19 protein-coding genes are annotated in these 23,034 nt (G+C 59.8%); 11 read left to right on the plus strand and 8 right to left on the minus strand.

Annotated features, from left to right (window positions below):
- The first annotated feature begins 95 nt into the window (after positions 1-95).
- Positions 96-1,313: an MFS transporter gene (locus tag AAE029_RS06000; protein ID WP_371071885.1), complete on the plus strand. Its 1,218-nt coding sequence runs from the start codon at positions 96-98 to the stop codon at positions 1,311-1,313.
- Here the strand turns inward: AAE029_RS06000 and dgcA are convergent.
- Positions 1,265-2,248, minus strand: a complete 984-nt coding sequence (gene dgcA, locus AAE029_RS06005) for an N-acetyl-D-Glu racemase DgcA (protein WP_371071886.1) — start codon at positions 2,246-2,248, stop codon at positions 1,265-1,267. The genes AAE029_RS06000 and dgcA overlap by 49 nt on opposite strands.
- Positions 2,249-2,348: 100 nt before the next feature.
- Here dgcA and AAE029_RS06010 point away from each other — a divergent pair, with 100 nt between their 5' ends.
- From AAE029_RS06010 to AAE029_RS06025, 4 genes are read left to right on the plus strand one after another with little or no spacing between them, the layout of a single operon-like run.
- Complete coding sequence (locus tag AAE029_RS06010) at positions 2,349-3,521, plus strand: ABC transporter permease (protein ID WP_371072112.1); 1,173 nt, start codon at positions 2,349-2,351, stop codon at positions 3,519-3,521.
- Positions 3,514-4,380, plus strand: a complete 867-nt coding sequence (locus AAE029_RS06015) for an ABC transporter ATP-binding protein (protein ID WP_371072113.1) — start codon at positions 3,514-3,516, stop codon at positions 4,378-4,380. Before AAE029_RS06010 ends, AAE029_RS06015 begins: the two co-directional genes overlap by 8 nt.
- Positions 4,381-4,389: 9 nt before the next feature.
- On the plus strand, positions 4,390-5,760 hold the full coding sequence (locus tag AAE029_RS06020; RefSeq protein ID WP_371071887.1) for an MlaD family protein: 1,371 nt from the start codon (positions 4,390-4,392) through the stop codon (positions 5,758-5,760).
- Positions 5,761-5,776: 16 nt separating this feature from the next.
- Positions 5,777-6,394 carry an ABC-type transport auxiliary lipoprotein family protein gene (locus AAE029_RS06025; protein ID WP_371072114.1) on the plus strand — a complete coding sequence of 206 codons (618 nt, stop codon included), beginning with the start codon at positions 5,777-5,779 and terminating at the stop codon, positions 6,392-6,394.
- Positions 6,395-6,606: 212 nt separating this feature from the next.
- Here AAE029_RS06025 and AAE029_RS06030 read toward each other — a convergent pair whose 3' ends face one another.
- Positions 6,607-12,927 (minus strand): hypothetical protein, encoded by a 6,321-nt coding sequence (locus AAE029_RS06030; protein WP_371071888.1) that lies wholly within the window; start codon positions 12,925-12,927, stop codon positions 6,607-6,609.
- Between the two features lie 477 nt (positions 12,928-13,404).
- On the opposite strand from AAE029_RS06030, the gene AAE029_RS06035 reads away from it, so the two are divergent.
- Positions 13,405-13,776 (plus strand): Hpt domain-containing protein, encoded by a 372-nt coding sequence (locus AAE029_RS06035; RefSeq protein ID WP_371071889.1) that lies wholly within the window; start codon positions 13,405-13,407, stop codon positions 13,774-13,776.
- Between the two features lie 243 nt (positions 13,777-14,019).
- Positions 14,020-14,340, plus strand: coding sequence for a 2Fe-2S iron-sulfur cluster-binding protein (locus tag AAE029_RS06040; RefSeq protein ID WP_371071890.1), 321 nt, complete (start codon positions 14,020-14,022; stop codon positions 14,338-14,340).
- A gap of 295 nt (positions 14,341-14,635) precedes the next feature.
- Here AAE029_RS06040 and AAE029_RS06045 read toward each other — a convergent pair whose 3' ends face one another.
- Positions 14,636-15,262 carry a DUF922 domain-containing Zn-dependent protease gene (locus AAE029_RS06045; protein ID WP_371071891.1) on the minus strand — a complete coding sequence of 209 codons (627 nt, stop codon included), beginning with the start codon at positions 15,260-15,262 and terminating at the stop codon, positions 14,636-14,638.
- Between the two features lie 103 nt (positions 15,263-15,365).
- Here AAE029_RS06045 and folP point away from each other — a divergent pair, with 103 nt between their 5' ends.
- Genes folP through folK form a run of 3 tightly spaced genes read left to right on the plus strand, consistent with a single transcriptional unit; the run spans position 15,366 to position 17,108 of the window.
- Positions 15,366-16,232: a dihydropteroate synthase gene (gene folP / locus AAE029_RS06050; protein WP_371071892.1), complete on the plus strand. Its 867-nt coding sequence runs from the start codon at positions 15,366-15,368 to the stop codon at positions 16,230-16,232.
- Positions 16,229-16,597 carry a dihydroneopterin aldolase gene (folB, locus tag AAE029_RS06055; RefSeq protein WP_371071893.1) on the plus strand — a complete coding sequence of 123 codons (369 nt, stop codon included), beginning with the start codon at positions 16,229-16,231 and terminating at the stop codon, positions 16,595-16,597. Before folP ends, folB begins: the two co-directional genes overlap by 4 nt.
- Positions 16,590-17,108 carry a 2-amino-4-hydroxy-6-hydroxymethyldihydropteridine diphosphokinase gene (folK, locus tag AAE029_RS06060; RefSeq protein WP_371072115.1) on the plus strand — a complete coding sequence of 173 codons (519 nt, stop codon included), beginning with the start codon at positions 16,590-16,592 and terminating at the stop codon, positions 17,106-17,108. The genes folB and folK overlap by 8 nt, the downstream gene beginning before the upstream one ends.
- Before the next feature lie 61 nt (positions 17,109-17,169).
- Here folK and AAE029_RS06065 read toward each other — a convergent pair whose 3' ends face one another.
- The 4 genes from AAE029_RS06065 to AAE029_RS06080 all read right to left on the minus strand — a co-directional run bounded on the left by AAE029_RS06065 (position 17,170) and on the right by AAE029_RS06080 (position 21,182).
- Positions 17,170-17,718, minus strand: a complete 549-nt coding sequence (locus tag AAE029_RS06065) for a hypothetical protein (RefSeq protein ID WP_371071894.1) — start codon at positions 17,716-17,718, stop codon at positions 17,170-17,172.
- 201 nt (positions 17,719-17,919) lie between these two features.
- Entirely contained in the window at positions 17,920-19,032 is a 1,113-nt protein-coding gene (locus tag AAE029_RS06070; protein WP_371071895.1) for a YcjF family protein, read from the minus strand.
- Positions 19,029-20,507, minus strand: coding sequence for a YcjX family protein (locus tag AAE029_RS06075; protein WP_371071896.1), 1,479 nt, complete (start codon positions 20,505-20,507; stop codon positions 19,029-19,031). Before AAE029_RS06075 ends, AAE029_RS06070 begins: the two co-directional genes overlap by 4 nt.
- Before the next feature lie 174 nt (positions 20,508-20,681).
- Complete coding sequence (locus AAE029_RS06080) at positions 20,682-21,182, minus strand: histidine phosphatase family protein (RefSeq protein WP_371071897.1); 501 nt, start codon at positions 21,180-21,182, stop codon at positions 20,682-20,684.
- Between the two features lie 292 nt (positions 21,183-21,474).
- On the opposite strand from AAE029_RS06080, the gene dksA reads away from it, so the two are divergent.
- Positions 21,475-21,894, plus strand: coding sequence for an RNA polymerase-binding protein DksA (dksA, locus tag AAE029_RS06085; RefSeq protein ID WP_371071898.1), 420 nt, complete (start codon positions 21,475-21,477; stop codon positions 21,892-21,894).
- 152 nt (positions 21,895-22,046) lie between these two features.
- Here dksA and AAE029_RS06090 read toward each other — a convergent pair whose 3' ends face one another.
- Positions 22,047-23,033, minus strand: a complete 987-nt coding sequence (locus AAE029_RS06090) for a flagellar biosynthetic protein FliO (RefSeq protein WP_371071899.1) — start codon at positions 23,031-23,033, stop codon at positions 22,047-22,049.
- Position 23,034: the final 1 nt, after the last annotated feature.

Consider the following 23,034-nt stretch of genomic DNA (forward strand, 5'->3'; position numbering starts at 1 on the left):
GATTTTTTCAACAAATCTCCTACAGCGCCATCTGCTTTGATGGTCGCGCATAGGTTGATGTGATAGGAAACCCTCAGTTTCCTTCAGGTCGACTCATGAATATCGCGAATAACGTCGCGACAGGCGGCGACGCGCCTCCGCGTTTCCAACTCCTGACTGCGCTTTCCTATTGCGCTCCGCTCATTGTGAGCGGTGTCGTGCTGCCGTTCTTTCCCATCTGGCTCGAGACGCGTTCCTTCAACGAGCACGAAATCGGTTTGATCCTCGCCGTCCCGATGGTGGTCCGTGTCCTGGTCGGGCCTGTCGTTGCAATGTACGCGGACCGGATAAAGGAGCGGGCGGATGTGCTGCTCTGGTCGAGCGGCCTGTCTCTCCTGACCGCCATCGCCCTTTACTGGACGAGCAACTTCTGGCCGGTCCTGATCATCTACAGCCTGCAAGGGGCCACCTATGCTCCGTATGTGCCCGTCGTGGAATCCATCGCGATCTCGGGTGTGCGCCGTTGGGGCCTCGATTATGGCTCGATGCGTGTCTGGGGATCGATCGCCTTCATCTTCGCCACGCTCCTGGGTGGCTGGCTCGTCGGTCGATGGGGAGGACATATGGTCCTGCCGGTCATGGTCTTCGGTTTCATCGCGACCGTCATCATGGCGACGCTCTGTCCACGTATCGGGCCGACGCGTCGATATGGCAAGGCGGTCGATCTGACTGGACCGGCACGCTCGCTGCGCCAGCCGCATCTCCTCGTTCTGCTGCTGGGAGTCGCAATCCAGCAGTCCAGCCACGCCATGCTTTATACATTCTCGTCCATCTACTGGCACGAAATCGGCTTTTCCGGCACGGCGGTCGGTATCCTGTGGAGCGCGGGCGTTCTTTCAGAGGTAATGGTATTTTTTCTGGCACGGTTCCTTGCACGGCGCTTCAGCGCCTGGACGATGATCCGCTTTGGCTGTGCGGTGTGTGTCTGTCGCTGGATATTGTTTCCGATGCCGCTTGGTTTTGCCGGCTATTTCCTGCTGCAGTGCTTTCACGCCTTTACCTACGCCTTCGTTCATGTCGGCATGCAACGGCGCATCGTCGAGGCGGTGCATGAATCAGAGGAAGGCTCCGCGCAGGGCGCCTATTTCTTCTATAACGGCATGTTCCTCGGCCTCATGACTGTCGCCTCGGGGTATCTCTATGCGCGGTTGGGACTTGCGAGCTACTATGCAATGGCCTTGGTCGCCCTGTTCGGGATGGCGCTCGTCATGATCGCCTTCTATCTTCAACCCCAGAGATCGGCTGGCGGCGGAAAGACGAGCGAATCGGCATAGCGCAGGCCGGGCTGGCGGTCGCGGGCAAGCAGGAGCGGGCCGTCAAGGTCTACAAAATCCGCATCCTGCGCCAGAAGGACAGCTGGCGCCATCGCGAGCGACGTTCCGACCATGCAGCCGACCATGATCTGGAACCCGAGCCGCTGCGCCTCCTGTTTCATCAAAAGCGCTTCTGTAAGGCCGCCGGTCTTGTCCAGCTTGATATTGATCGCGTCGTAGCGATCACGAAGGCTTGCAAGATCACCGGTATGATGAACGCTTTCGTCCGCGCACACGATCACCGGCCGATCGATGGCCGCAAGACGCGCATCCCTTCCAGCGGGCAGGGGTTGTTCGACAAGAACAATACCGGCCTCGGCGGCAATATGAAGGTGCCGGGAAAGCGTATCCTCCGGCCACCCCTCATTGGCGTCAAGAATGATCTCGGCGTGGGGTGCGGCAGCGCGCACGGCACGGATTCGGCTTTCGTCATCACCTGTTCCGACCTTGACTTTGAGGAGCGCGCGCCCGGCGTGATCACGCGCCTGAGCGGCCATGACCTCCGGTTCACCGAGCGAAATCGTGTAGGCGGTCGTCAGGGACTTCGGCGCATCGATGCCGATGCGCGATACGACCGCAATTCCGGAAAGCTTCGCCTCGATATCCCACAACGCACAATCCACGGCATTGCGCGCAGCGCCCGGCTTCATCGCCTTCTGCAATTCGGCCCGCGTCAGTCCGGACCGAATGGCCGGAGCGATGGCCTCGATATCGGCCAGCACGCCTTCGATGCTTTCGCCATAGCGTCGGTAGGGCACGCATTCGCCTATACCACGGACGCCATTCTCGGCAATCGTGCAGGTGACGACTTCCGCCTCGGTTTTGGCGCCACGCGAGATCGTGAACGAGCCGGCGATCGGAAAGGAAGACATCTGTGCATCGATGTAACGCAGCATATTTTGCGACCCCAAAAGCATGGAAATTGTAGGCGGCTCGGTTATATTAACGCGCCGAGCAGATGGAGAGATTCCAGAGTCGGTGCGTTTGCAGCAAGTCCTGAGAGATACAATAGTTTTGAACTCCGAAAATTCCAGCGCCGCCTCTCTGCACGTCGATGACCGGACCGATGATTCCGGTCCCGTGGCTCATCTCGAAGGCAGTTGGCGCAGCGCGGATATTCACAAGGTCCTGCGGCCGCTCGAAGAACTTACAAAGCGCAACGGCAAGAGCGATCTGACACTTGATCTTTCCGGCATTTCGGAAATCGACACGGCGGGCGCCTGGCTGATCAGCCGTTTGAGGAAGGATCAGGAATCCAAGGGCAAGACGGTCAAGCTCACCGGATCCAGCAAGCGGGTCGACGAGCTGCTGGAGGTCTTTGCTGATACGGCGAAGAAGACCGACACCGAGCAGAAGCCCAAGGTCAGCATTATCGACCGGATTTTCGCGCCGATCGGCGAATCGGTCTACGACCTGTGGGACAATCTTGTCGCCGGCATGTATATCCTCGGCTCGGCGGTCCGCGGCGCGCAGATGAAGTTCGGGCGCGGCAGTGGCATTTCCCCGGCCTCGATCGTCAATCAGATCGACCACATGGGCGTGCGGGCCGTTCCGATCATCCTGCTCATGTCTTTTCTTATCGGCGCGATCATTGCCCAGCAGGGCGCATTTCAGCTCAGATATTTCGGAGCGGAAGTCTTCGTGGTCGATCTGGTCGGCATTCTGCAGTTGCGAGAGATCGGGGTGCTACTGACTGCGATCATGATCGCCGGACGTTCCGGCAGTGCGATCACCGCCGAAATCGGTTCCATGAAGATGCGCGAAGAGGTCGACGCGCTGAAGGTCATGGGCCTCAATCCAGTCGGCGTGCTGATCTTTCCGCGCCTGGTGGCGCTGACCGTCGCGCTGCCGCTCCTGACCGTGATTGCGAATTTTGCGGCACTTGCGGGCGCAGCGGCCGTGGCCTGGGGCTATTCCGGCATCACCTTCGCTAACTTTCTCGCGCGCCTGCACGAGGCTATAACCCTGTCGACGGTTCTTGCCGGAATGATCAAGGCGCCGTTCATGGCGCTCATCATCGGCATTGTCGCCGCAGTGCAGGGATTGAAGGTCGGCGGCAGTGCCGAGTCACTTGGCCAGCATGTGACCCAATCCGTGGTGAAGTCGATTTTCGTGGTGATCCTGATGGACGGGCTGTTTGCGATGTTCTACGCAGCCATTGATTTTTGAGGGATCGGACAGAGTGGACCAGCAGCCGGAAAGCAACGGGAAGAACCATGCGGACGTCGTCCTGTCCGTGCGTGACGTCACCGTCGGCTTTGGTTCGAAGGTGGTTCTCGACAAACTGAGCCTCGATGTCTACCGCGGTGAAATCCTCGGATTCGTAGGCGCATCCGGAACAGGCAAATCCGTCCTGATGCGAACGGTGCTGCGCTTGCTGCCGCGCCGGTCCGGAACGATCAAAATCCTAGGCGCTAATTACGACGAACTGGACGAACCACATCGCAACGCGCTCGACATGCGGCTCGGTGTGCTGTTCCAGCAGGGTGCGTTGTTCTCGTCGCTGACGGTCAAGGAAAACATCCAGGTGCCGATGCGGGAATATCTGGACCTGCCGAAATGGGTCATGGACGAGCTTGCGCATCTGAAGATTCGTCTGGTCGGTTTGGCGCCTGACGCGGCGGACAAATATCCGTCCGAACTTTCCGGCGGCATGATCAAACGGGCGGCACTCGCCCGCGCGCTTGCCCTCGATCCGGATCTTCTCTTCCTGGACGAGCCCACATCCGGTCTCGATCCGATCGGAGCGGCAGAATTCGACGAACTGATCGCCCGGCTGCGGGACACTATGGGTCTCACCGTCTATATGGTAACACACGATCTGGACAGTCTTTTTTCGGTCTGCGACCGTATTGCTGTGCTCGGACAGAAGCGAGTATTGGTGGAAGGCACGATTGATGACATGCTCGCCTGCGACGATCCGTGGGTAAAGGCTTATTTCCGTGGTAAACGAGCACGTTCGATTGTGCCGAACGGCAACGGCAGTACCGGTAACGGAGTGCGCGCTGAAGACATGCGCGAGAAGTGACGAGAGACAATGGAAACGAGAGCCAATTACACGATCGTCGGATTTTTCACCGTTCTCGTCATCGCGGCTGCCTTTGGCTTCGTGTACTGGATGGCAGAATACGGTCGCGGCGGTCCCATGGCCGAGTTGATCATCCGCATTCCCGGCTCTGCCAACGGTCTGAGCGTCGGCTCGCCGGTTCGCTTCAACGGCATTCAGGTGGGCTCTGTACGCACGCTTTCAATCGACGCCGACGACCCGCAGTATTCTCTCGCCTTCACCCAGGTGCGCGCCGACGCGCCGGTCTACCCCTCGACACGTGCCGTGCTCGAAATCCAGGGCCTTACCGGCGCGGCCTATATTGAACTTTCAGGGGGACGAACGGGTGAGGAGAATATCCTGCAACGGTCGCTCGAGACCGGAAAGCGGGCGGTTCTCGTGGCGGATCAGTCGAGTGTCACGAATCTGCTCGCGACCGCCGACAAGATTCTCGACAGGGCGAACGATGCTGTCGGACAGATTCAGGGTTTCGTTCAGGACGCGCGCGGTCCTCTTACCAATACGCTGAAGAATGCCGAAACCTTCTCGAATGCGCTGGCTGCCAATTCAGGCAGTATCGATGCTTTCCTTAAAAGCGTCGGTACGCTTTCCGATACCGTTACCCGTGTTTCCGGTCGTGTCGACTCAACAGTCGATGCCATCGAGAAGCTGGTCAGAGCCGTCGATCCGCAGAAGATCGACCACATTGTCAGCAATGCGGAAAAGGTCAGTTCGGATATCGCCAATGCGTCCGGCGATCTCAAGGGCGCCATTCAAAGTTTCCAGCAGGCGACCAGCACCTTCAATCAGTTTGGCCAGAATGCGCAGCGCACGCTGGATCGCGTCGATACTCTGGTGGCCCAGATCGATCCTGCGAAGGTGAGGGGCACGGTCGACGATATCTCCCAGGCGACGAAGGATGCCCGTATGGCTGTCGCTTCCATCCGTGATGTCGCCAATACGGTTTCCACACGCCAGAAGGATATCGACCAGACGATCCAGAACGTAACGCAGATCGCCAGCAAGCTAAATGCTGCCTCCACACGCGTCGACGGCATCCTGGTCAAAGTGGACTCGCTCCTCGGCAGCGAAAATACGCAATCGCTCTTCACCGAGGCGCGCACGACGCTCGAGTCCTTCAAGAGAATGGCCGATAACCTCAATGCGAGGATCGGGCCGATTGCCGACAATCTACAGCGATTTTCGGGGGGTGGCTTGCGTGACGTGCAGACGCTCGTCAACGATGCCCGGCGCACCGTGGACAATCTAAACAATACTATTAGTAATTTCGATCGCAATCCGCAGAGGCTGCTTTTCGGCGGGGAGACGGTCAAGGAATATGACGGCCGCACGCGGCGATAATGGGGATAATATTATGATTGTATCGGGTCCGGTGCTGCGCCGCTCGTCGATGATTTTGAGGACAGCGGTAGTATTCCCCTTGCTGACCATTTCGCTGACCAGCTGCGGCACAGCCGCCGCCAAAAGAGACACATTCGACCTCACCGCCAGGGCGAGCGTGGAAGGTCCCTCCGCCCGCAACCGCCAGATCCTGATTCCCACGCCCACTGCGTTGAAGGCGCTGAACAGCGAGCAGATCGTGGTGCGCACCTCTCCATCCGAGATCCAGTATCTCTCGAGAGCACAATGGAGCGACAGTCTTCCTCGCCTGATGCAATCGAGACTGGTTGAGGCTTTCGAAAACTCCGGCAAATTCGGCGGCGTCGGCATGCCAGGGCAGGGGCTGGCCATCGACTATCAGATCGTGACCGATATCCGATCCTTTGAAATCGTTTCGGCCGGCACAAGATCAGCCGTTGTCGAGATTTCCGCCAAGATCCTCAATGACCGCAATGGGACTGTGAGGGCGCAGAATGTCTTCCGCAAGTCCGTTCCCGTGGCCGCGGCGCAGAACGAAGCCTTCGTCCGCGCGTTGGACAGTGCGGCTGCGCAGGTGACGGGGGAGATCGTCGACTGGACCCTTCGCGCGCTCTGATTCATTCCCGGAAGCGTTACCGCTAGGGCCGGATGATTTCAGGTCAAATCGACCTGAAATCGTCTCAATCAAAAGTTAGAACGGGATGTCGCCCAAAAACCGCGCACACTTTTCGGCATTAAGCTCTAGTTCTCACGCGCTTAATCTCAGAACCTTCATCAAAAGGGCCGCCCTGTAAGGCGGCCCTTTTTCCTTAAGATTTTTAGTTGCTTTTAGCTCAACCGGCCAGCGGCGTGGGCGAGCATGGTGTAGACCTTACCCGTATCCGACGTGAGATAGGACTGAGTGATCGTCCGGTCGCGGTCGGTCTTGGCAACGTCTGCCAGCAGCTTTTCGAAATCGCCGATGTAGCGGTCGACAGCCGTGCGGAATTCCGGCTCGCGATCATACTTGCGCTTGATCTCGTCAAAAGTCTGCTGACCCTTCAGCGTGTACAGACGTCTGGTAAAGACATCGCGTTCGCCGCGCTGGTAGCGCCGCCAGAGCTCGACGGAAGCGTCGTGATCAATCGCGCGAGCGATATCGACGGAAAGCGAGTTCAGCGATTCGACCACATGGCGCGGGTTGCGGCTATCGCTGCTGCGGGCTGCGGGCGCCGGTTGGGCCGGCGTGATCTGCGGAGCCGCCCGGGCCGCGGCCTCTGGCAGTTCGTCGCGCGAGGCCCCGCGCAGCAGGTCACTGATCCAGCCGCCAGTTTCCTGACGGGCAGGCGTTGCAGGCTCGGCCGGACGATTCTGGCTCGGCGCGGCACGCGCCGGCGCAGGAGAGATGCTGCCGCGCAGCCCCATGCCTTCGGCCGATTGCGGCTGTGGCTGCGGAGCGGGCTGCGGCACCGCCGCCGTCGGCTGGGCCGGACGCGAAGGCCGTGGTGCCGGCTGAATTTCGGCAAGCGAACGGGCCACCGGCTCGGAGACTTCGAGTTGCTGGGTGGAGCGGCCGACGAGAAGCGAAATATCCTGCAACGCCTTGATCTGCTCGGCCACGGCACGACGCATCGCAGCGGCGCTTTCCTTGGCTTCCTCCGGTAGATCGAACGCACCGCGCTTCAGTTCGCTGCGTGTCAGATCGAGCTCCTTGCGGATCTCGCCGGCGGAACGACGGATCTCGTCGGTGGCGCCAGAGAAGCGACCGATCGCCTCTTCAACGGCTTCACGCAGTGATTCACGAAGCTGTTGTGCAGCGCTATCGGAGACGCGGTTTGCTTCACCGAGCATGCGCTCGACATCGGAGAGTGAAGCTGTCAGGCCACCGCGCAAGCGGTTGGTCAATTCACCAGAGCGCTGTTCGGCGCTGGTGAACGTGTTGTTGATCGTCTGGTTCGCCTCTTCCCCGGCCCGAGCGAGCGCTTCGCGCATTGCAGTTGCCGTCTCCTCCGCACGCTTCTCGGTTTCCGCGAGAACCCGCCCGATATCGGAGAACGAGGACTGTACGCTCTGGCGCAGGTTTCCTGTGACCTGGGTCGAACGCTGCTCGGCGCGTTCGAAGGCGCTTTCCACCATGTTGCTCAACATGCGCATGGTGTTCTCGATCTCCTCCGAGCGCTGCACGAGGCCGACCGCCAGGCTCTGAAGGGCGCCTTCACGTTCTTCGAGTGTCGAGACGAGGTTGGACTGCGCCGCCGACAGGAGTTGGGAGGCCTGGCCCAGGACCTTCGAATGTTCGTCGAAGCGGCCGATGATGCCGCCAACTTGTGCGAGCGTCTGTCCCGAGATGTCGGAGAGACGGTCCACCTTGCCTTCGAGAAGGCGGGTCGAGGCCGAGACCATTTCCGCAGCCTTGGCAGCCGAGTCCGTGAAGCGGGTCGTGGTGTTCCCGAGGCGGCCGTCGACCTCCGTCAGGTCTTCGGCGGCCTTGCTCATCATCGCCGCCATCGCACTGTTGTTTTCCGCCAGCCGCTCGATGAGGCTGTTGACGTTGCTGATGAGGCTCGTCTCCATCGCATTGACCGCGCTGGCGGTATTCTGCGTTCGGGCGGTAATCGCGGCAAGGGTATCATTGGTGCGCGCGGCAATCGCCTCAACAAGCGTCGCATTTTCGGCACGAAGGCGCTCCGCGCTCGTCTGTGCAGCCGCAGCAATGCGCTCGGCGGCCTCTTTTCCGGTTTCAGCGTAGCGGTCGATGACCGGACGAGCTTTCTCGTCAATAATGCGTGACAGTTCGCTCGTGTGTCCGGAGAGCACGGAATTGAGTTCACGTGTACGCTCGTCGAGAACGGAACGGATCGCGTTTCCACGCGCCTCCAGGGCCTTGTCGACATCGGTGAGTTTGTCGTCGAGTTCCCGGGTCCGCTCTTCGAGATTCGAGCGGATGGCGCTGCTGCGAGCCTCCAGAGCGCGATCGACCTCGGCCATCGTCGCCGAAATCTCCTGCGTGCTGCCTGAGATCGTGGCACGGATCGATTCGCTGCGGGATTCCAGCGATTCGCCGGCTTGCGATAGCGCCTGCGAAATGGCGCTGACCTGATTATTGACCAGGCCCTCCGCCTCCGCGACCTTGTTGACGATCGCGTTCCCGGCTTCCGAGAACGTCTGTGCGACAGCGGCTGCCTGGCTTGCCAGACGGTTCTGCGCCTCGGACACACGGCCGACGATCTGCTCCGAACGCTCGTCCATCACACGGGTAAATTCGCCGCTTCTGGCTTCGAGCTGCTCCGTAAACTGCTGCCCCGTCCGGCCAAGCAATTCTGCCGTGCGGGTCGCCTCGCTATCCATTCCCTGTGCAGCCTCGGCAACGGCGCTACGCAGCGTCGAAGCGAGACCTGCTGCTTTGCCTTCGATCGTCCGATTGACGGCATCGAGGCCGACATTCAACGCCCGGTCCATGGTCGACAGTCGTTCATCGATGCGCGCACCGCCGGTATCCAATGCCTGAGTAAGGCTTGAGGTGCGGCCTTCAATTGTTTCCGCAAGGGTTGTCGCACGGGCGTCCATGGCGGTGGCAAGTGCGGCAGCCCGTTCATCGACAGCAGCAGCAAGAGCGGCGGCTCGGTCGTCGATCGCAGCCGTCACCCGAGCTGCGGCCTGGTCTCCGATGGTTCCCATACGGGAAATGCCGTCCGAGAGCGTTTCTGAAAGCCTGTTTCCAGCCGCGTCCACCTGATCGGCCATTCCACCGACGCCATCGCGAATCCGGTTCTCGAGCGCCGACAGACTTGTTTCCACGCGGGATCCGGTCTCGGCAAAACGGTTCGCCATGCTATCGATCGATTGATCGAGGTTGGAAGAGAAGGTTTCGGCCGAGCGCGAGATTTCTCCGGCGGCATCCTGGAACCGACCCGCAAGATGCCCGGCGCTGTCACGCAGACGATCCTCGAGCGACTTCGCGCCATTGTCGATCGTCTGGCGCAGCGATGCCTCATGATCCTCCAGAGACATTTCGAGCAGACCGACGCTCGTCGCGATGGAAGTGCCAATGGTGGTCGCCTGATCGGACAACGTCTCATTGATCTGTGCGTGCGCGCTGTTGAGGGTCAGATTGATCGCGTCGGTGCGATCCTGCAGCGTCTTGCTGATGCGTTCATGAGCGGAAACAAGGCCGTCCTCGAGCTTCGACACGCCGCCGCCGACCGCATCTTCGAGACGGCGTGCCGTGTCGGAGAGGGCGCTCTCAATGCGCGACGCCGAACCACCGACAACCTCCTGCAGACGATCGCCGCCGCTGACAAGCACACCAGACAGCGTCTCTGCGTGATCGGCAAGCGACCGGTCGAGCCGCTGCTGGTTCTGGGTGTAGGCGGTATGGATTACCTCAGCCTTCTCGCCGAATGCTTCCGCAATGCGGGTCTCCGCGCCGGCGACCGTATCCAGTATAGCATTCGTCCTTGCCTCCAATGCCTGATCGAAGCGGCTCTGGCTGTCATCGAACGAAATCGCCAGCGCCATCGCCTTCTCGTCAAGCGCATCCGACAGCCGCTCGTGGCTGCCCGATACGGTATTGATAATGGCCTCGGAGCGGCTGGCAAGCGTCTGCTCGAAGCGGGACTGGCTGTCGGAAAGGGCATTGAAAAGCGCGCCGCTGCGTTCAGCCATGACGGCGTCGATCCGCTCGTGAGCGGAGCCGAGCGCCTGTGCTATCTCGCCGCTTCGGGCGGAAAGCATGTCGTTCAGGGCACCCGTCCGTCCTGCGAAAGCCGTGGTGAGTTCCTCTGTTCCGGACGCGAGCGCGGATGTAACTTCGGATGCCGTGTTGCGCAGTGTCGAAGTGAATTCATAGGAGCGCGCGGTGAGCATTCCGCCGAGCTCGCTGGCGCTGTCGGAGAAGCTTGAATACATATCCGATGCGGCAGTTTGCAGAGCGGACGTGATTTCCGCAGAACGTGCCGATAGCGTACTGTTGAGCTCGCGCGTTCCGCCGGCCAGCGCAGACGCGATCTCAGACGTTGCCGTCTCCACCGCCGAGGTCAGTTCATCCGTGCGTGTGGCCAGCGTGCTGTTGAATTGAGCCGCCCTATCTGCAAGCGTCGAGGAAATCTCGGAACTCGCCGTCTCCAGAGCGGAGGTGAGTTCGCCCGCACGAACGGCCAGCGTGTTGTTCAATTCGGCCGTTCTGCCCGCCAGCGTCGAGGAAATCTCGGTACTTGCCGTCTCCAGAGCGGAGGTGAGCTCGCCCGCACGAACTGCCAGCGTGTTGTTGAATTCGGCCGTTCTGCCCGCCAGCGTCGAGGAAATCTCTGAGCTTGCCGTCTCTAAAGCCGACGTGAGCTCGCCCGCGCGAACTGCCAGCGTGTTGTTGAATTCGGCTGTTCTGCCGGCCAGCGTCGAGGAAATCTCTGAGCTTGCCGCCTCCAGAGCGGAGGTGAGTTCGCCGGTGCGGGTGGCCAAAGCGCCGGTAATCTCGTCGACCTTGCCACTGAGGGTATTTTCCAGCACTTCTTGACCCGTGCCGAGCGCCGTCGCAAGCGCGAAGGACTGATCGGTAAGCGCCGAACCGATGCGCTCGATGCTCGTATTGAGGACGCCATCGATGGCATCCGAACCGCCGGCAAGCGTCTCGTTGATGCGGGCCAGGCTTTCCATGAGCTTGGTATCAAGCGAGCCGGCGCGCTTATCAAAGGCGGACGTAAACTCGGCCACGCGCTCGTCGAAGGACGTGGAGAGCTGCGCGACAGTGCCCTGAAGCCGTTCTTCGAAGAAGCCGGAACGCAGGTCAAGATCCATCACGACGTTGTCGACACTGGACTGCAGGCTCTGACGGAAGCTTGCGCCCCTTTCATCGAGGGCGTTGTTCAGCTTGGAAAGAACGTCGTCCAAGGTGCCGCTAATGCTGCGCCCGCCGCCCGTCAGGCTCTCATTAAGTTCGCGCGTGCGGGCGATCAGGATTTCATTGAGCTGATGGGCGCGCTCGTCGAGCGCGGCATTGAGCTTTTCCGTACTGACATCAAGCGTGGACGCGCGCGTCTCGAACTGGCCAAGCAGTTGTGCACCGCGTTCGCTGAGCGCCGACGAAAGCGCTCCGAGGCGGGAATCGAATTCAGATGCTAGTGCCGAACCGGAAGAATTCAGTGCCTGAAGCAAATTATCCGTCTTGGCGGCAAGCAGCGTCCCGAGCGACTGGATCGCCGAGTCCGACTTTTCCATCAGTGCCGCCGAGCGCGTATCGATCATCGAGGCAAATGCCTCGCCTGAGGTGGCCAGCCGGACTGCAATCTCTTCGGTCGCCAGCGCCAGTTCTTCTTTAAGCTGATCGTGCACGCCGACGATCGAGGAACGGATGCGCTCGGAATGGCTGACGATGGCTTCACGCTCGGAGCCGAGTTCATGAACAAGACCGCGCACGCGCAATTCATTGTCTGCGTAGCTGCGCTCCAGCGCATTCACCTCGGAATGAACCAGCGTCTCGAGTTCGCTTGCCCGTGCGATCGTGCGCTCGATTCCCTCGTTCATGGCGGAGACTTCGCGGCGCACGGCCTGACCGACAGTCATGATGCGGTCGGAAGCAATGGTTTCCGGCTCCGCGAGACGTAGCGCCACCTCGGCCATCGATCGGGCCGCATTGCGCATGTCCTGCGCCCGCGCAATCATGATGGAGAAGGCGTAGAACATCAGTACGGGGACGATGATGCCGACAAGACCGGCGATCACACCCGGAAGCGCCACCAGATCGGCTACCGAGCGGATCTGCCAGATCTGCGGCGAATAGAGCAGGGACATCAACCCGATACCGCCAATGACCCAGAGCACGGAAACGATCGTGGCGTTGCGGATAGCCGACCGCATCGAGCCGCCGTCGAGGGACCTCAGCATCGTGGCGGGATTGACCCTCGTGGCATCGTTAGCCGGTTCGAAGGCAGGTGTCTTGGGCGCGGGTTCGGCCCTGCCCGCGGGCGCACTCCTTGCAGTCCTGCGCGCGGCCTCCTCCTGGTTCGACTTGGCACGCGGATTCGGTGTGTCGGACAATTTTGCCTCCGGGGCGTTGGCCTTTCTGCCGGTGTCGCGAGGCTCTACGCCCTCATCACTGAAATCGATCTGCAGCGCCTCGTCCAGGGCCCTGAACGCTCTATCCTCAATCGACTCGCTGTGCTTATTGTTCGCCATACGGTTACGCCTCGTTACTTTCCGGTCAGGCATGCCGCGCTCAATTCCGGATCCCCGCCTCGTTTCGGAACCAATCCGTCGGTGCCCGCCAAGTCATCCCCCAGGCCTGTAGCGACGAGGGATTTCCATTGCATTTCAGAGTAGATAGCCGCTTTTTAGACGGATGGTATCAAAACATTACCACTATCCACGCGATGGGCAAAGGCATCCGCCTCAAGCCCTGAATACCCGTATCGTAGTGACACATTCGCAGAGCCGACACAATTAAATCAATAGGGCGAAGTGGCGACGCTTAACGGGTTGTTAACATCTTTTAAATCAATGGCATGCTGAAAAAGCAATAAATTAGGGATGTTTAACGGATGTTAACCATACCACGAAATTTCCGCTCTGAATGTGCCGGAATTTAACTCGACAGCCATGCGGCGGCCGCAAGAGTGCGACAACCAAAGAATATATAGACGGGAGAATTGGCAAATGACAGCGTTAAACATCGCCTTCGAGGCACCCGACAATTCGCGAGGCGGTCCGCGCCCGTCGCAATCACGTCCGATCGACCTGGTTCACCTCGCAAGGCAGACAATGGGCGATAAGGCCCTTGAAATCGAGGTGCTTCAGATGTTTGCCCGACAGGCGCGCGGCTGCCTGCAGGAAATTGCAAGCGGCGAGGCGGACAGGGTTCAGGCGGCTGCACACCGGCTCAAGGGTGCCGCGAGCGCCGTCGGCGCCTTTGGAGTATCGCAAGCCGCCGAGGCCATGGAAGGCGCGATCAACGATGCCGGGCGCATGGCATCCGTTGGGGCCGCCGTGGCTGAAGCGGAAAATTTCATTCTGAAACTCTGCCGGTAAGGGCTTCGGACTGCTGTCTCCATGCATGTCGTGCCTAAACCTAAACCGTGCGACATGCATGAGCGTCTTTGATAGGACGCTCTTTCACTTTCTTGTCCGCACATAAGCAGAGACCCGGGCCTGCAGAGAAGCTTTTCCAAGGCGGCGGCAATCGGTTCGATTTGCGTCGATGTTGACTGGTTTCGAGATTTGTTGGAAGACAAATCCAAATCTCTCCCGTTCACGAATACGGAAATCAGTTACATGACGAAACTGACCATCGTTGCCTTCGACGGCACGCGTTTTGACATTGATGCCGACGAGGGCTCCACTGTGATGGAAAATGCCGTTCGCAACTCCGTGCCTGGAATCGAGGCCGAATGCGGCGGCGCCTGTGCCTGCGCGACCTGTCACGTTTATGTCGACGAAAGCTGGGCGGAGAAGGCCGGACCTCCAGGACCCATGGAAGAGGATATGCTCGATTTCGCCTTCGAAGTCCGCCCGACATCGCGCCTGTCCTGTCAGATCCGTCTGACGGCCGCACTCGACGGCCTCGTCGTGCACGTACCAGAGCGCCAGGCATAGGCCTTCCGCAAGATCATAGCCGCAAAAAAGGGCCTCGCTCTTCGAACCGACGAGCGAGGCGAGGAGGGCGCATTACCAACAGGCGAGGGAGGAATACGCCTGCGGCTTCGGAATGCGCCAGGAGAACCTGGTAACAAAAGTTCGAATCAACGAGCTTTCGAATAATAATATTTTAGTTCCCGACAACATTCCAGAACGAAAAATGATCGATCAATCACTGGGTCTATGTCGGCGCTCGTACAAGTTTCGCGGGATTCCCGGCAATTTCAATGGAAGGGATCACGATGTTGGGCTATTATTCGCCGCCAGTTCGCGGTCTGATTCTATAATAGAGCAGCCGCGTCATCCGGTTCTGAAAATTGACGGCCTCCACCCGATCAAATCGAGCCTGGTCCCGATCATGCGCTGCGATTGCCTGCGTTGATTCGTCTGCGACCTTGCGCTGCAGGGTCTCGCAACTTCTCTGCGGGCGCAATTTGCGAATCTCCTTCTCCATCGCCCTTGCATGATTGCGCGCGATCTCCGCGTGATGCTCCTCGTGCCGTTTGATGTCGCTTGCCAGTGTATCCCAAACGATGGAAAGATCCTTCTCGGCGTTTCTGCGGTTGCGCCATCTCGGCATTATGATCTGTGTGTCGACCGTTACCCGGACGTTTGCAACATAGCACCAGCCACCGCGTTGGGCATAGGTGACATCGCCGCCGAAACGGATCCTGGTGGCGCCGGGATGGCGATTGTCATTGCCCTGGGTCGAGGGACCATGCTTTGCCAGTTCGCGATCGAGATCATCGGCGGTTTTTCCGCGGATATCGAAATAGGAATAGGAGTTGCGGACAACGACCTCCGACGCCGCCGGCCCGCAGATACCGAGCGACAGGGGGATGGCAAGCAATACGCGGACATATCGGGATGCAGACAGCATTCGTGGCACTACCAGGTTGAACTTCGACTGAGCTTGCGGCATAGCCGATGCGAGCGCAATATTCGCCTCGGATTTTTCGTTTCCTGGACTGTACGGATCCCAAGTGACCAGAATTCACGCACAATCATGGCAAGTCGCGCATGGGCGCACATTGGAGCTTGGCGCGCGTGCCTCCATCATGGCGATCATCAACGTGACGCCGGATTCTTTTTCGGATGGCGGACGCTACGTCGACGTCGAAGCTGCGGTAGACCACGCGCTGCAATGCTTGTCCGAGGGTGCTGACATCATCGATATTGGTGGAGAATCGACCCGTCCAGGGGCTGTGGAAGTCAGCCCGTCCGAGGAGCAGGGACGCGTGCTGCCCGTGATCGAAGCCCTGCGTGCACAGACAGACGCGCTGATTTCCATCGATACCTATCATGCAGAAACCGCGCGACTGGCGATCAGCGCCGGCGCCCACATCATCAACGATGTCTTCGGGTTGCAGCGCGACCCCGACATCGCGTCGCTAGCCGCCACCGCTGGTGCCGGAGTTTGCATCATGCACACGGGTCGTGGGCGCACCAAGCTTGCCGACGTCATCAATGATCAAGACGCGTTCCTCGGGAAATCACTGGAAATTGCCGATGCTGCGGGCGTCGGACGGGAACATATCGTACTCGATCCTGGTTTCGGCTTTGCCAAGGAGCATACGGAAAACCTGGAACTCATGGATCGCTTGCATGAACTCCATCGCTTCGGTCTGCCTTTGCTGGTCGGGACGTCGCGCAAACGGTTCATCGGCGCTGCGACGCAACAGGAGGCGGCCGATAGGGACGTGGGCACTGCGGCAAGCAGCGCGATCCTGCGCCTTAAAGGTGCTGCGATCTTTCGCGTACACAATGTCGCAATCAACAGGGACGCCCTTGCTGTCGCCGATGCCATCTTGGCGACCCGCCGATCAACGGCAGGAGAGGGGGCATTATGAGCAGCATCTATACCATAACCCTGCAGAACTGCGCCTTCTTCGCTCGTCATGGTGTCCATGACGAGGAGGAATTTCTTGGACAGCGCTTCTTCGTCGATGCCGAACTCGACGTCGTCGCGGGCAATGCTCTCGAAACTGACTCCATTGACGATACCGTCCACTACGGTATCGCTTTCAACGTTATCCAGGAGATCGTCACGGGTAAGAGGCGCTACCTTATCGAGGCGCTGGCGCTCGATGTTGCAAAGGCACTCTGCGCTCGCTTCCCGCAGATAAAACGGGCGAAGATCGTCGTGAGAAAACCGAATGCGCCGGTGCCGGGCGTTCTCGATTACGTACAGGTGAGTGTTGAGCATTTTGCCTGAGGCCATACCGCAGCGTGCGACCCTCGGGCTCGGCGGCAATCTTGGCGATCCGATCCGGGCGATGACGTCCGCGCTACAAATCCTCGATGCGCGAGATGATTGTGCCGTTATCGCCGTTTCACGGCTTTATCGTACGCCGCCCTGGGGCAAGACCGATCAATCCTTTTTCTTCAATGCCTGCGCAGAGCTCGAAACGACGCTCGAGCCCGAGGCTCTTCTCGATGTCTGCCTCGGCGTGGAGAAGGAGATGAAGCGCGAGCGAAAAGAACGCTGGGGACCGCGGACGCTCGATATCGATATCCTCACCTATGGTGATCTCCTTCTGGCAACCCCGCGACTTGAAATCCCGCATCCGCGCATGACGGAGAGGGGCTTCGTGCTGATGCCGCTTGCGGATTTTGCGCCTGACCTGACGGTCAAAGGCCGCACGGTGGTCGAGTGGCTGCGCGAGGCAGATATGGAAGGCATCCAGATCGCCGAAGACAACGAGAACTGGTGGCGACGGTCCTGAAACAAAACGGCCCGGAAAAGCTCTCAGGCCGCTTCTGGATATGAAATTATAAAGATGAGACCTATTCGATCGCGCCGACTGCGATCTCGTCCACCTGGCGCGTCAGCGAAAGGCCGATGACCGGGATCATCTTGTCCTCGACCTTGACGGAAATAGTCACATTCATCGCCTTGTCATCCTGCAGACGCGCGATCATTGCGCCATTGAGCTTTGCACGGTTCAATCCGACGACGACAGTGGAGCCGTTAACGGTGCCGGAAGTTACGTCCAGTCCCTTGCCGGCCGCACCGTCGAGAAACTTGCCGGTATAGGTACCGCCAGTTTGGGAAATCACTGCGGACATCGGTTGCTTGAAGACGCCAACGCGGCAAGTCCCGTCGAGCTTGATGCCCGCGGCGTCCGCCATAGGCTCGCCGACCAGGTTGCAGGTAAACTTCGTTCCCTTGTACTTGCCTGCCACGATTTCGCCCGGACCTCTCCACGTGCCGGCTACGGATTCGAAGAAGGCTTTGTCGCGGGAGGCAGCATTGGCCATGGAAGCGACATCGGTGAGAGAAAAAAACGCTGCGGCGGCCAGGCCGCATGCAATAAGGAACTTGCGCGAGTACATGAGTTTTCCTTGGCGAACCGCATCCGAACTAATGTGAGTTTTGCCGGATAATGGTTAACAGTTGGTTTCCGCGACCGCTAAAATAGCCGCGGCAGCCAGCTGTTGGAAGGATGCTGTTCCGCGCGATCTCAGGACGCCGGTCAGAATAATGAGCGATGCCTGTCGCTTCCCCGTCACCCTATTGCCTTCTGGCGCGTCGATCTACGGGTTATTGCGGCCGGTCATCGTAGGCGTCAGATCACTGATGAAATCGCCGATTCCCGGTCGCTTCAGCGCTTTGAAGGGCAGGGGGCGGCAGAGATCCATCGCCGCGATACCGATTCTTGCCGTCATGAGGCCGTTGATGACGCCCTCACCGAGCCGGGCCGAAAGTTTAGATGCCAGGCCATGGCCGAGCACCTGCTGCACTAGGCTGTCACCCGCGGCGATAGAGCCGGTGACGGCAAGATGGGCGATGACGTCGCGCATCAGGCGTATCATGCCCAGCGTTCCCGGCCGGCCGCCGTACAGATCAGCCATAGCACGCACAAGCCGCGCCGATTCATAAAGGACATAAAGGAGATCGACGAGGGCACGAGGGCTGACGGCCGTGACAATGGAAACGCGTTTCGAAGCGTTGAGGATGAGGGCGCGCGCCTGCCGGTCGAGAGGCGCCAGCAACTCGCGTTCAGCAAGAGCGACGAGATGCGGCGCGTCGATGATGTCGTCCTCGGCCGCTTTCAGCGTTGCCCGTCCCTTGGCCGTCGCGGGCTTTGATGAAAGGAGGCCCGACAGCCGGTTCACCAAAGCGCGCGCCCTGGCTGGACGGGTCTCGATAATGGCGGCTTCTGCCTCCACCTTGATGGTCTGCACCGCAGCAAGCCGCATCATGCCGGCCACCTCACGCAGAACAACGGCGATGACGGCAAGAATACCGATCGCAAGCACTGCAAGCGCGGCATAGCCCAGCCAGTCGGCACGGGTGAACAGATCGCGGATCAGGCGATCCGTCCACAGACCAATCGCGAGCGAAATCAGGATACCGAAAGCGCCAAGCGCGATCCTGGCGAAGGAAAACTGGCGGCGACGCGGCGCAGCGACCGGAAGGTCCAAATCGTTCGTCGCTTCGGGCGGGGTCAGAAACGGGTCCTCTTCATCCGGGGTGAGGATCACGTCGCCCTCGAAGCTCTGCGGTGAACGGAGCGGGGATTTGGGGGCTGTCAGGCTGGGCGCCGCATCGGCGGTTGCCTCCGGCTCGAAAGAAAAGGCGGCGGGGCGGCGATGCGGTTTCTCAGGATGCGGTCTCTCGGGATTCTGGGAACTGGATTTTATCATGCGAGGCGATCCCCGAACAGAAACTGCATGGCGCGATCGAGCCTGATATGCGGCACCGAGAGCTTGATGCCGCCGCCCGTCTCCTCAATCTCGGGCGGACGAAAGCGCACGACATTCACTTCCGGCAATTGGACGTTTGCGGGGTCGGATTCAAGGCTCTTGAACAATGTTTCCGGATCTTCCGGAAGGTCTCCCGGAAATATCGCGGTCTTGCGCGTACCGTCGAAGCGCTCTCCGCCGATCGTTTCTCCCGCCATGGGCGTTCCGACAATTACCGGAAGCGTGTGTCCCTCGCGCTTGACGGTTGCTTCTCGCGTGGCGCGAACGGAGGCCAGCGCCATGACGTCAATGCCGGCGCCAGCCATGCCGATGCGCTGGATGGCGCGCTCGACCAACCGGCGGGTCAGCGCTTCCAGCCGGTCATGGCTTTCATGATGAAGATGGTCGGCCTTGGTTGCCGCCACCAGCACCCGGTCGATCCGGCGGCCGAGAAAGGAAGAGAAGAAGGAATTGTGACCGGGACGGAAACAGGCAAGCACGTCCGTCAGAGCGCGTTCCAGATCCTGGACCGCTTCCGGGCCGCGGTTGAGAGCCTGCAGCGCGTCGACAAGCACGATCTGGCGATCGAGCCGCGCGAAATGTTCGCGGAAGAACGGCTTGATCACCACAGACTTATAGGCTTCATAGCGGCGCTCCATCATCGCCCACAGCGATCCCCTCGGTGCCTTGGCGGCCGGCGGTAAATCGGCGAGCGGCGCAAATGTCAGGGCAGGAGAGCCTTCAAGGTCGCCTGGCAGCAGGAACCGGCCCGGCGGAAGGGTGGAAAGCGAGCGCTCGTCGGATTTGCAGGCCTGCAGATAGGCGGCAAAGGCTGCATTCAAATCCCGGACAAGCATCTCGTCCGCAGGCGCGTTGACATCAACGGCACCCGTCGCAGCAAGCCAGTTCCCCGAAAGTTCGGAGCGAACGCCGCTTCGGGCAAGCGCTACCGTTTCCTCGCTGAAGGTTCGGTAGTCTTTGGCGAGCAACGGCAGGTCCAAAAGCCATTCCCCGGGATAGTCGACGATATCGATGGAGAGCCGGCCGGGAGAAAACAGCCGGTTCCAGCCGCTTGCACTCTGATAATCGAGGGTAATGCGCAACTCCGAAATCGCCCGCGTGGAATCGGGCCACACGCGCTCCTTCACCAGCGCCCGGATATGATCCTCATACTGAAAACGGGGGACCGCATCATCCGGCTGCGGTTCGAGACGGGCGGAAGAGATCCGACCCGACTGCAGCGCCTCGAACAGCGGCAGGCGCCCGTTATGCAGCAGGTTATGGATAAGCGAGGAAATGAAGACCGTCTTGCCGGAACGGGAGAGGCCCGTCACGCCGAGGCGTATTGCCGGATTGACGAGACCCACGGCTCGGTCGGCCAGATTGTCAAGCGCGATCCGCGCGTCGTCGGTAAAGGTGGTCAGGCTTGGCGGCAAGGCGGGATCCCGGAATGAAAGCTAAGTCCATATGATTTATGCAATGAGGAAAGAAATTTCGAGACGGGTATTGCAGAACGCCGGTCATGGCTGATTTTCGTTTGCAACACTGCCTATCCGGAAATTTCTTGCGCCGCCTTGCGGTTCGCTTCGCATGCCGAGACCGTCGTCGGATTATTCCGTCAAGAGTTCTTTCAGAGTCCAAGCCAATCCTGGGCTTGAAGGCGCGTCGACGATAGCAAGGCCCGCCGTCGGATATCCGTTGGGCAACGCCTTGCAAAGCGCTTCGTGGCCTATCAGCGCCTCAAGTGTCTGTTCCATCACCGGATTATGGCCGATCAGCATGATGGCGTTCGCGCCCCTCTGGGATTGCAGGATCTCAATATAAACAGGAAGCGATGCGTTGTAGAGTTCGTCGACGAAACGGAACTCCACGTCCGGATCCATCACCCGACGGATTGCGTCGGCCGTCTGTCGGCAGCGAACGGCCGTCGAACTGATGACGAGGTCTGGCCTGTAGCCTCTGTCCGATGCGATATCGGCGACAATCTCAGCTTCCGCAAATCCGTTTGCGCTGAGTGCGCGATCGAAATCACGCTCTCCGGGCCGCGCCCATCCAGCCTCGGCATGTCGCAGCAAATAAATTCGATATGGCGGAGGCGAAATGGCGACCATTCGACAAAAAATTCCGAACACGAAATGGCCCATTCACTACATTCTCAGCTTCAGCTCCGTCAACTACAGCGCCCGAGTTGATGCCCGGCAGCCGCGCGATGCGACAAGTAGTCAAAGATCGGCTCGCAAGTTGCGCTTGAATTAGCTCCACGAATAAGTGCTGAAAAAATAGTGCCTTAGCCGATTTTTATGACAGATTTAAAAATCTGTTTACCTATCGTATTTGGCTTGAATCACTACATGCGGTTGGGATATACACCCGCCAGATGAGATGTTCTTCAGGAGAATCGCGTTGAGTGAGAAGATCGATCTTAGCAGTTACGTTCCCTCGGAAGACGAGGAGTTCATGAACGTAAATCAGAAGGCATATTTCCGCGCTAAGTTAATTGCCTGGAAAAACGATATCCTCAGAGAAGCGCGCGAGACTCTCGACCATCTAGCTGAGGAAAGCGCCAATCATCCCGACCTCGCCGACAGGGCGTCCTCCGAAACAGACAGGGCAATCGAACTCCGAGCGCGTGATCGCCAGCGCAAGCTGATCTCGAAGATCGATGCCGCGCTGCAGCGGATCGAGGACGGCACCTACGGCTATTGCGAGGAAACCGGCGAGCCGATCGGACTGAAGCGGCTCGATGCGCGACCGATCGCAACGCTGTCCATCGAGGCGCAGGAGCGCCACGAGCGGCGTGAAAAGGTCTATCGCGACGAATAACCCGCATTTCCGGGATCAATAGTCGAGGCACGGCATTCGCCGTGCCTTTCTATTTTGTGAGATGAAGACGCTGAAGACGCTGTTGTCTTCGGGCATGCCGTTCCCGCAAAACCGCTGCACACTTTTGCGCGGCATGCGTTGCCTTTACAATTTCACTTGTCGCGATTGACGCTCATCTCGCCGAAAATGCGCGCGACCTCTTTCTGCAATGCGGCATCGGAACCGGTGATCGGGGGCAGTTCCGGGTCGCGACGCGGCATCTGGCTCGGCTGGCTGGCGCGATGAGGTGCGGCGCCCGCGGGTGGCACGAGCCGTTCCGCTGTCAGATTGCTTGCCATCTCCGCTTCCAGGACACGCTGGAAATCACTTCCGAGTTCCCGTGGCCTCGGTTGCGCTACGGGCGGCGCGACATTGCCATCATCAGGGACGACGGGCGTACCTTGCGCGGCGGCGGGCAGGCTTTGAGCCGGCGGCGTTACGGGCGGCTGAGGTTGGGGCTGTTGCGAAAGAACCCGCTGGCGGTGGGCGTCCAGGATATCGACGGCCTGTGCGGTGCGGGGCGGTGTTGACGGAGTGCGTTCCGGAACGGGCTGTGGCGCAGCGGCACGCTCCCGCTGTGGAGAAGGTGCCGGTCGAACAGATGGCTCCGCATCGAGAATGGGCTCTCTGCGCGGGAGACTTTCAAGCGTCGCTTCGAGAGGGACATAGGGGGGCGTCGGTTCGTCCACCGGAACGGCAGGCGCAACGGAGCGGGGAACGGCGCGCGGTTCCGGCCATACGGGCGAAGGTTCCGTGGTCTTCACTTCCGGCTTGGAGGTGAAAGCGGGCACGGCAGTCACAGGCGCTTCGGCATTGGAGATCCTGCTTTCAATGACGATATCGGTCGGACCACCGATCATGATCAGATGTTCGACATCGTCGCGCCGAACGAGGACAAGGCGGCGGCGCGTATCGACCGCGGCCGCATCCAAGACCTGAAGCCGGGGCTGGCGATTTCTGCCACCACGTACGAAGGGGGAAGGTGCGCGGCGGTTGCGAATGATCCAAAATATGCCGATCAAGCAGAGTAGGGCTATTCCCACTCCGCCAACGGCGAGGAAGAAGCGGTTTCCATAGGCTGCGACAAGATCATCATACATA

Source organism: Sinorhizobium sp. CB7 (assembly GCF_041357635.1).
Taxonomy (GTDB): domain Bacteria; phylum Pseudomonadota; class Alphaproteobacteria; order Rhizobiales; family Rhizobiaceae; genus Rhizobium.

Coding starts and splice junctions, on each gene's coding strand:
- AAE029_RS06000 (WP_371071885.1), top strand. CDS start 96: ATGAATATCGCGAATAACGTCGCGACAGGCGGCGACGCGCCTCCGCGT.
- dgcA (WP_371071886.1), bottom strand. CDS start 2,248: ATGCTGCGTTACATCGATGCACAGATGTCTTCCTTTCCGATCGCCGGC.
- AAE029_RS06020 (WP_371071887.1), top strand. CDS start 4,390: ATGGAAACGAGAGCCAATTACACGATCGTCGGATTTTTCACCGTTCTC.
- AAE029_RS06030 (WP_371071888.1), bottom strand. CDS start 12,927: ATGGCGAACAATAAGCACAGCGAGTCGATTGAGGATAGAGCGTTCAGG.
- AAE029_RS06035 (WP_371071889.1), top strand. CDS start 13,405: ATGACAGCGTTAAACATCGCCTTCGAGGCACCCGACAATTCGCGAGGC.
- AAE029_RS06040 (WP_371071890.1), top strand. CDS start 14,020: ATGACGAAACTGACCATCGTTGCCTTCGACGGCACGCGTTTTGACATT.
- AAE029_RS06045 (WP_371071891.1), bottom strand. CDS start 15,262: ATGCTGTCTGCATCCCGATATGTCCGCGTATTGCTTGCCATCCCCCTG.
- folB (WP_371071893.1), top strand. CDS start 16,229: ATGAGCAGCATCTATACCATAACCCTGCAGAACTGCGCCTTCTTCGCT.
- AAE029_RS06065 (WP_371071894.1), bottom strand. CDS start 17,718: ATGTACTCGCGCAAGTTCCTTATTGCATGCGGCCTGGCCGCCGCAGCG.
- AAE029_RS06070 (WP_371071895.1), bottom strand. CDS start 19,032: ATGATAAAATCCAGTTCCCAGAATCCCGAGAGACCGCATCCTGAGAAA.
- AAE029_RS06080 (WP_371071897.1), bottom strand. CDS start 21,182: ATGGTCGCCATTTCGCCTCCGCCATATCGAATTTATTTGCTGCGACAT.
- AAE029_RS06090 (WP_371071899.1), bottom strand. CDS start 23,033: ATGTATGATGATCTTGTCGCAGCCTATGGAAACCGCTTCTTCCTCGCC.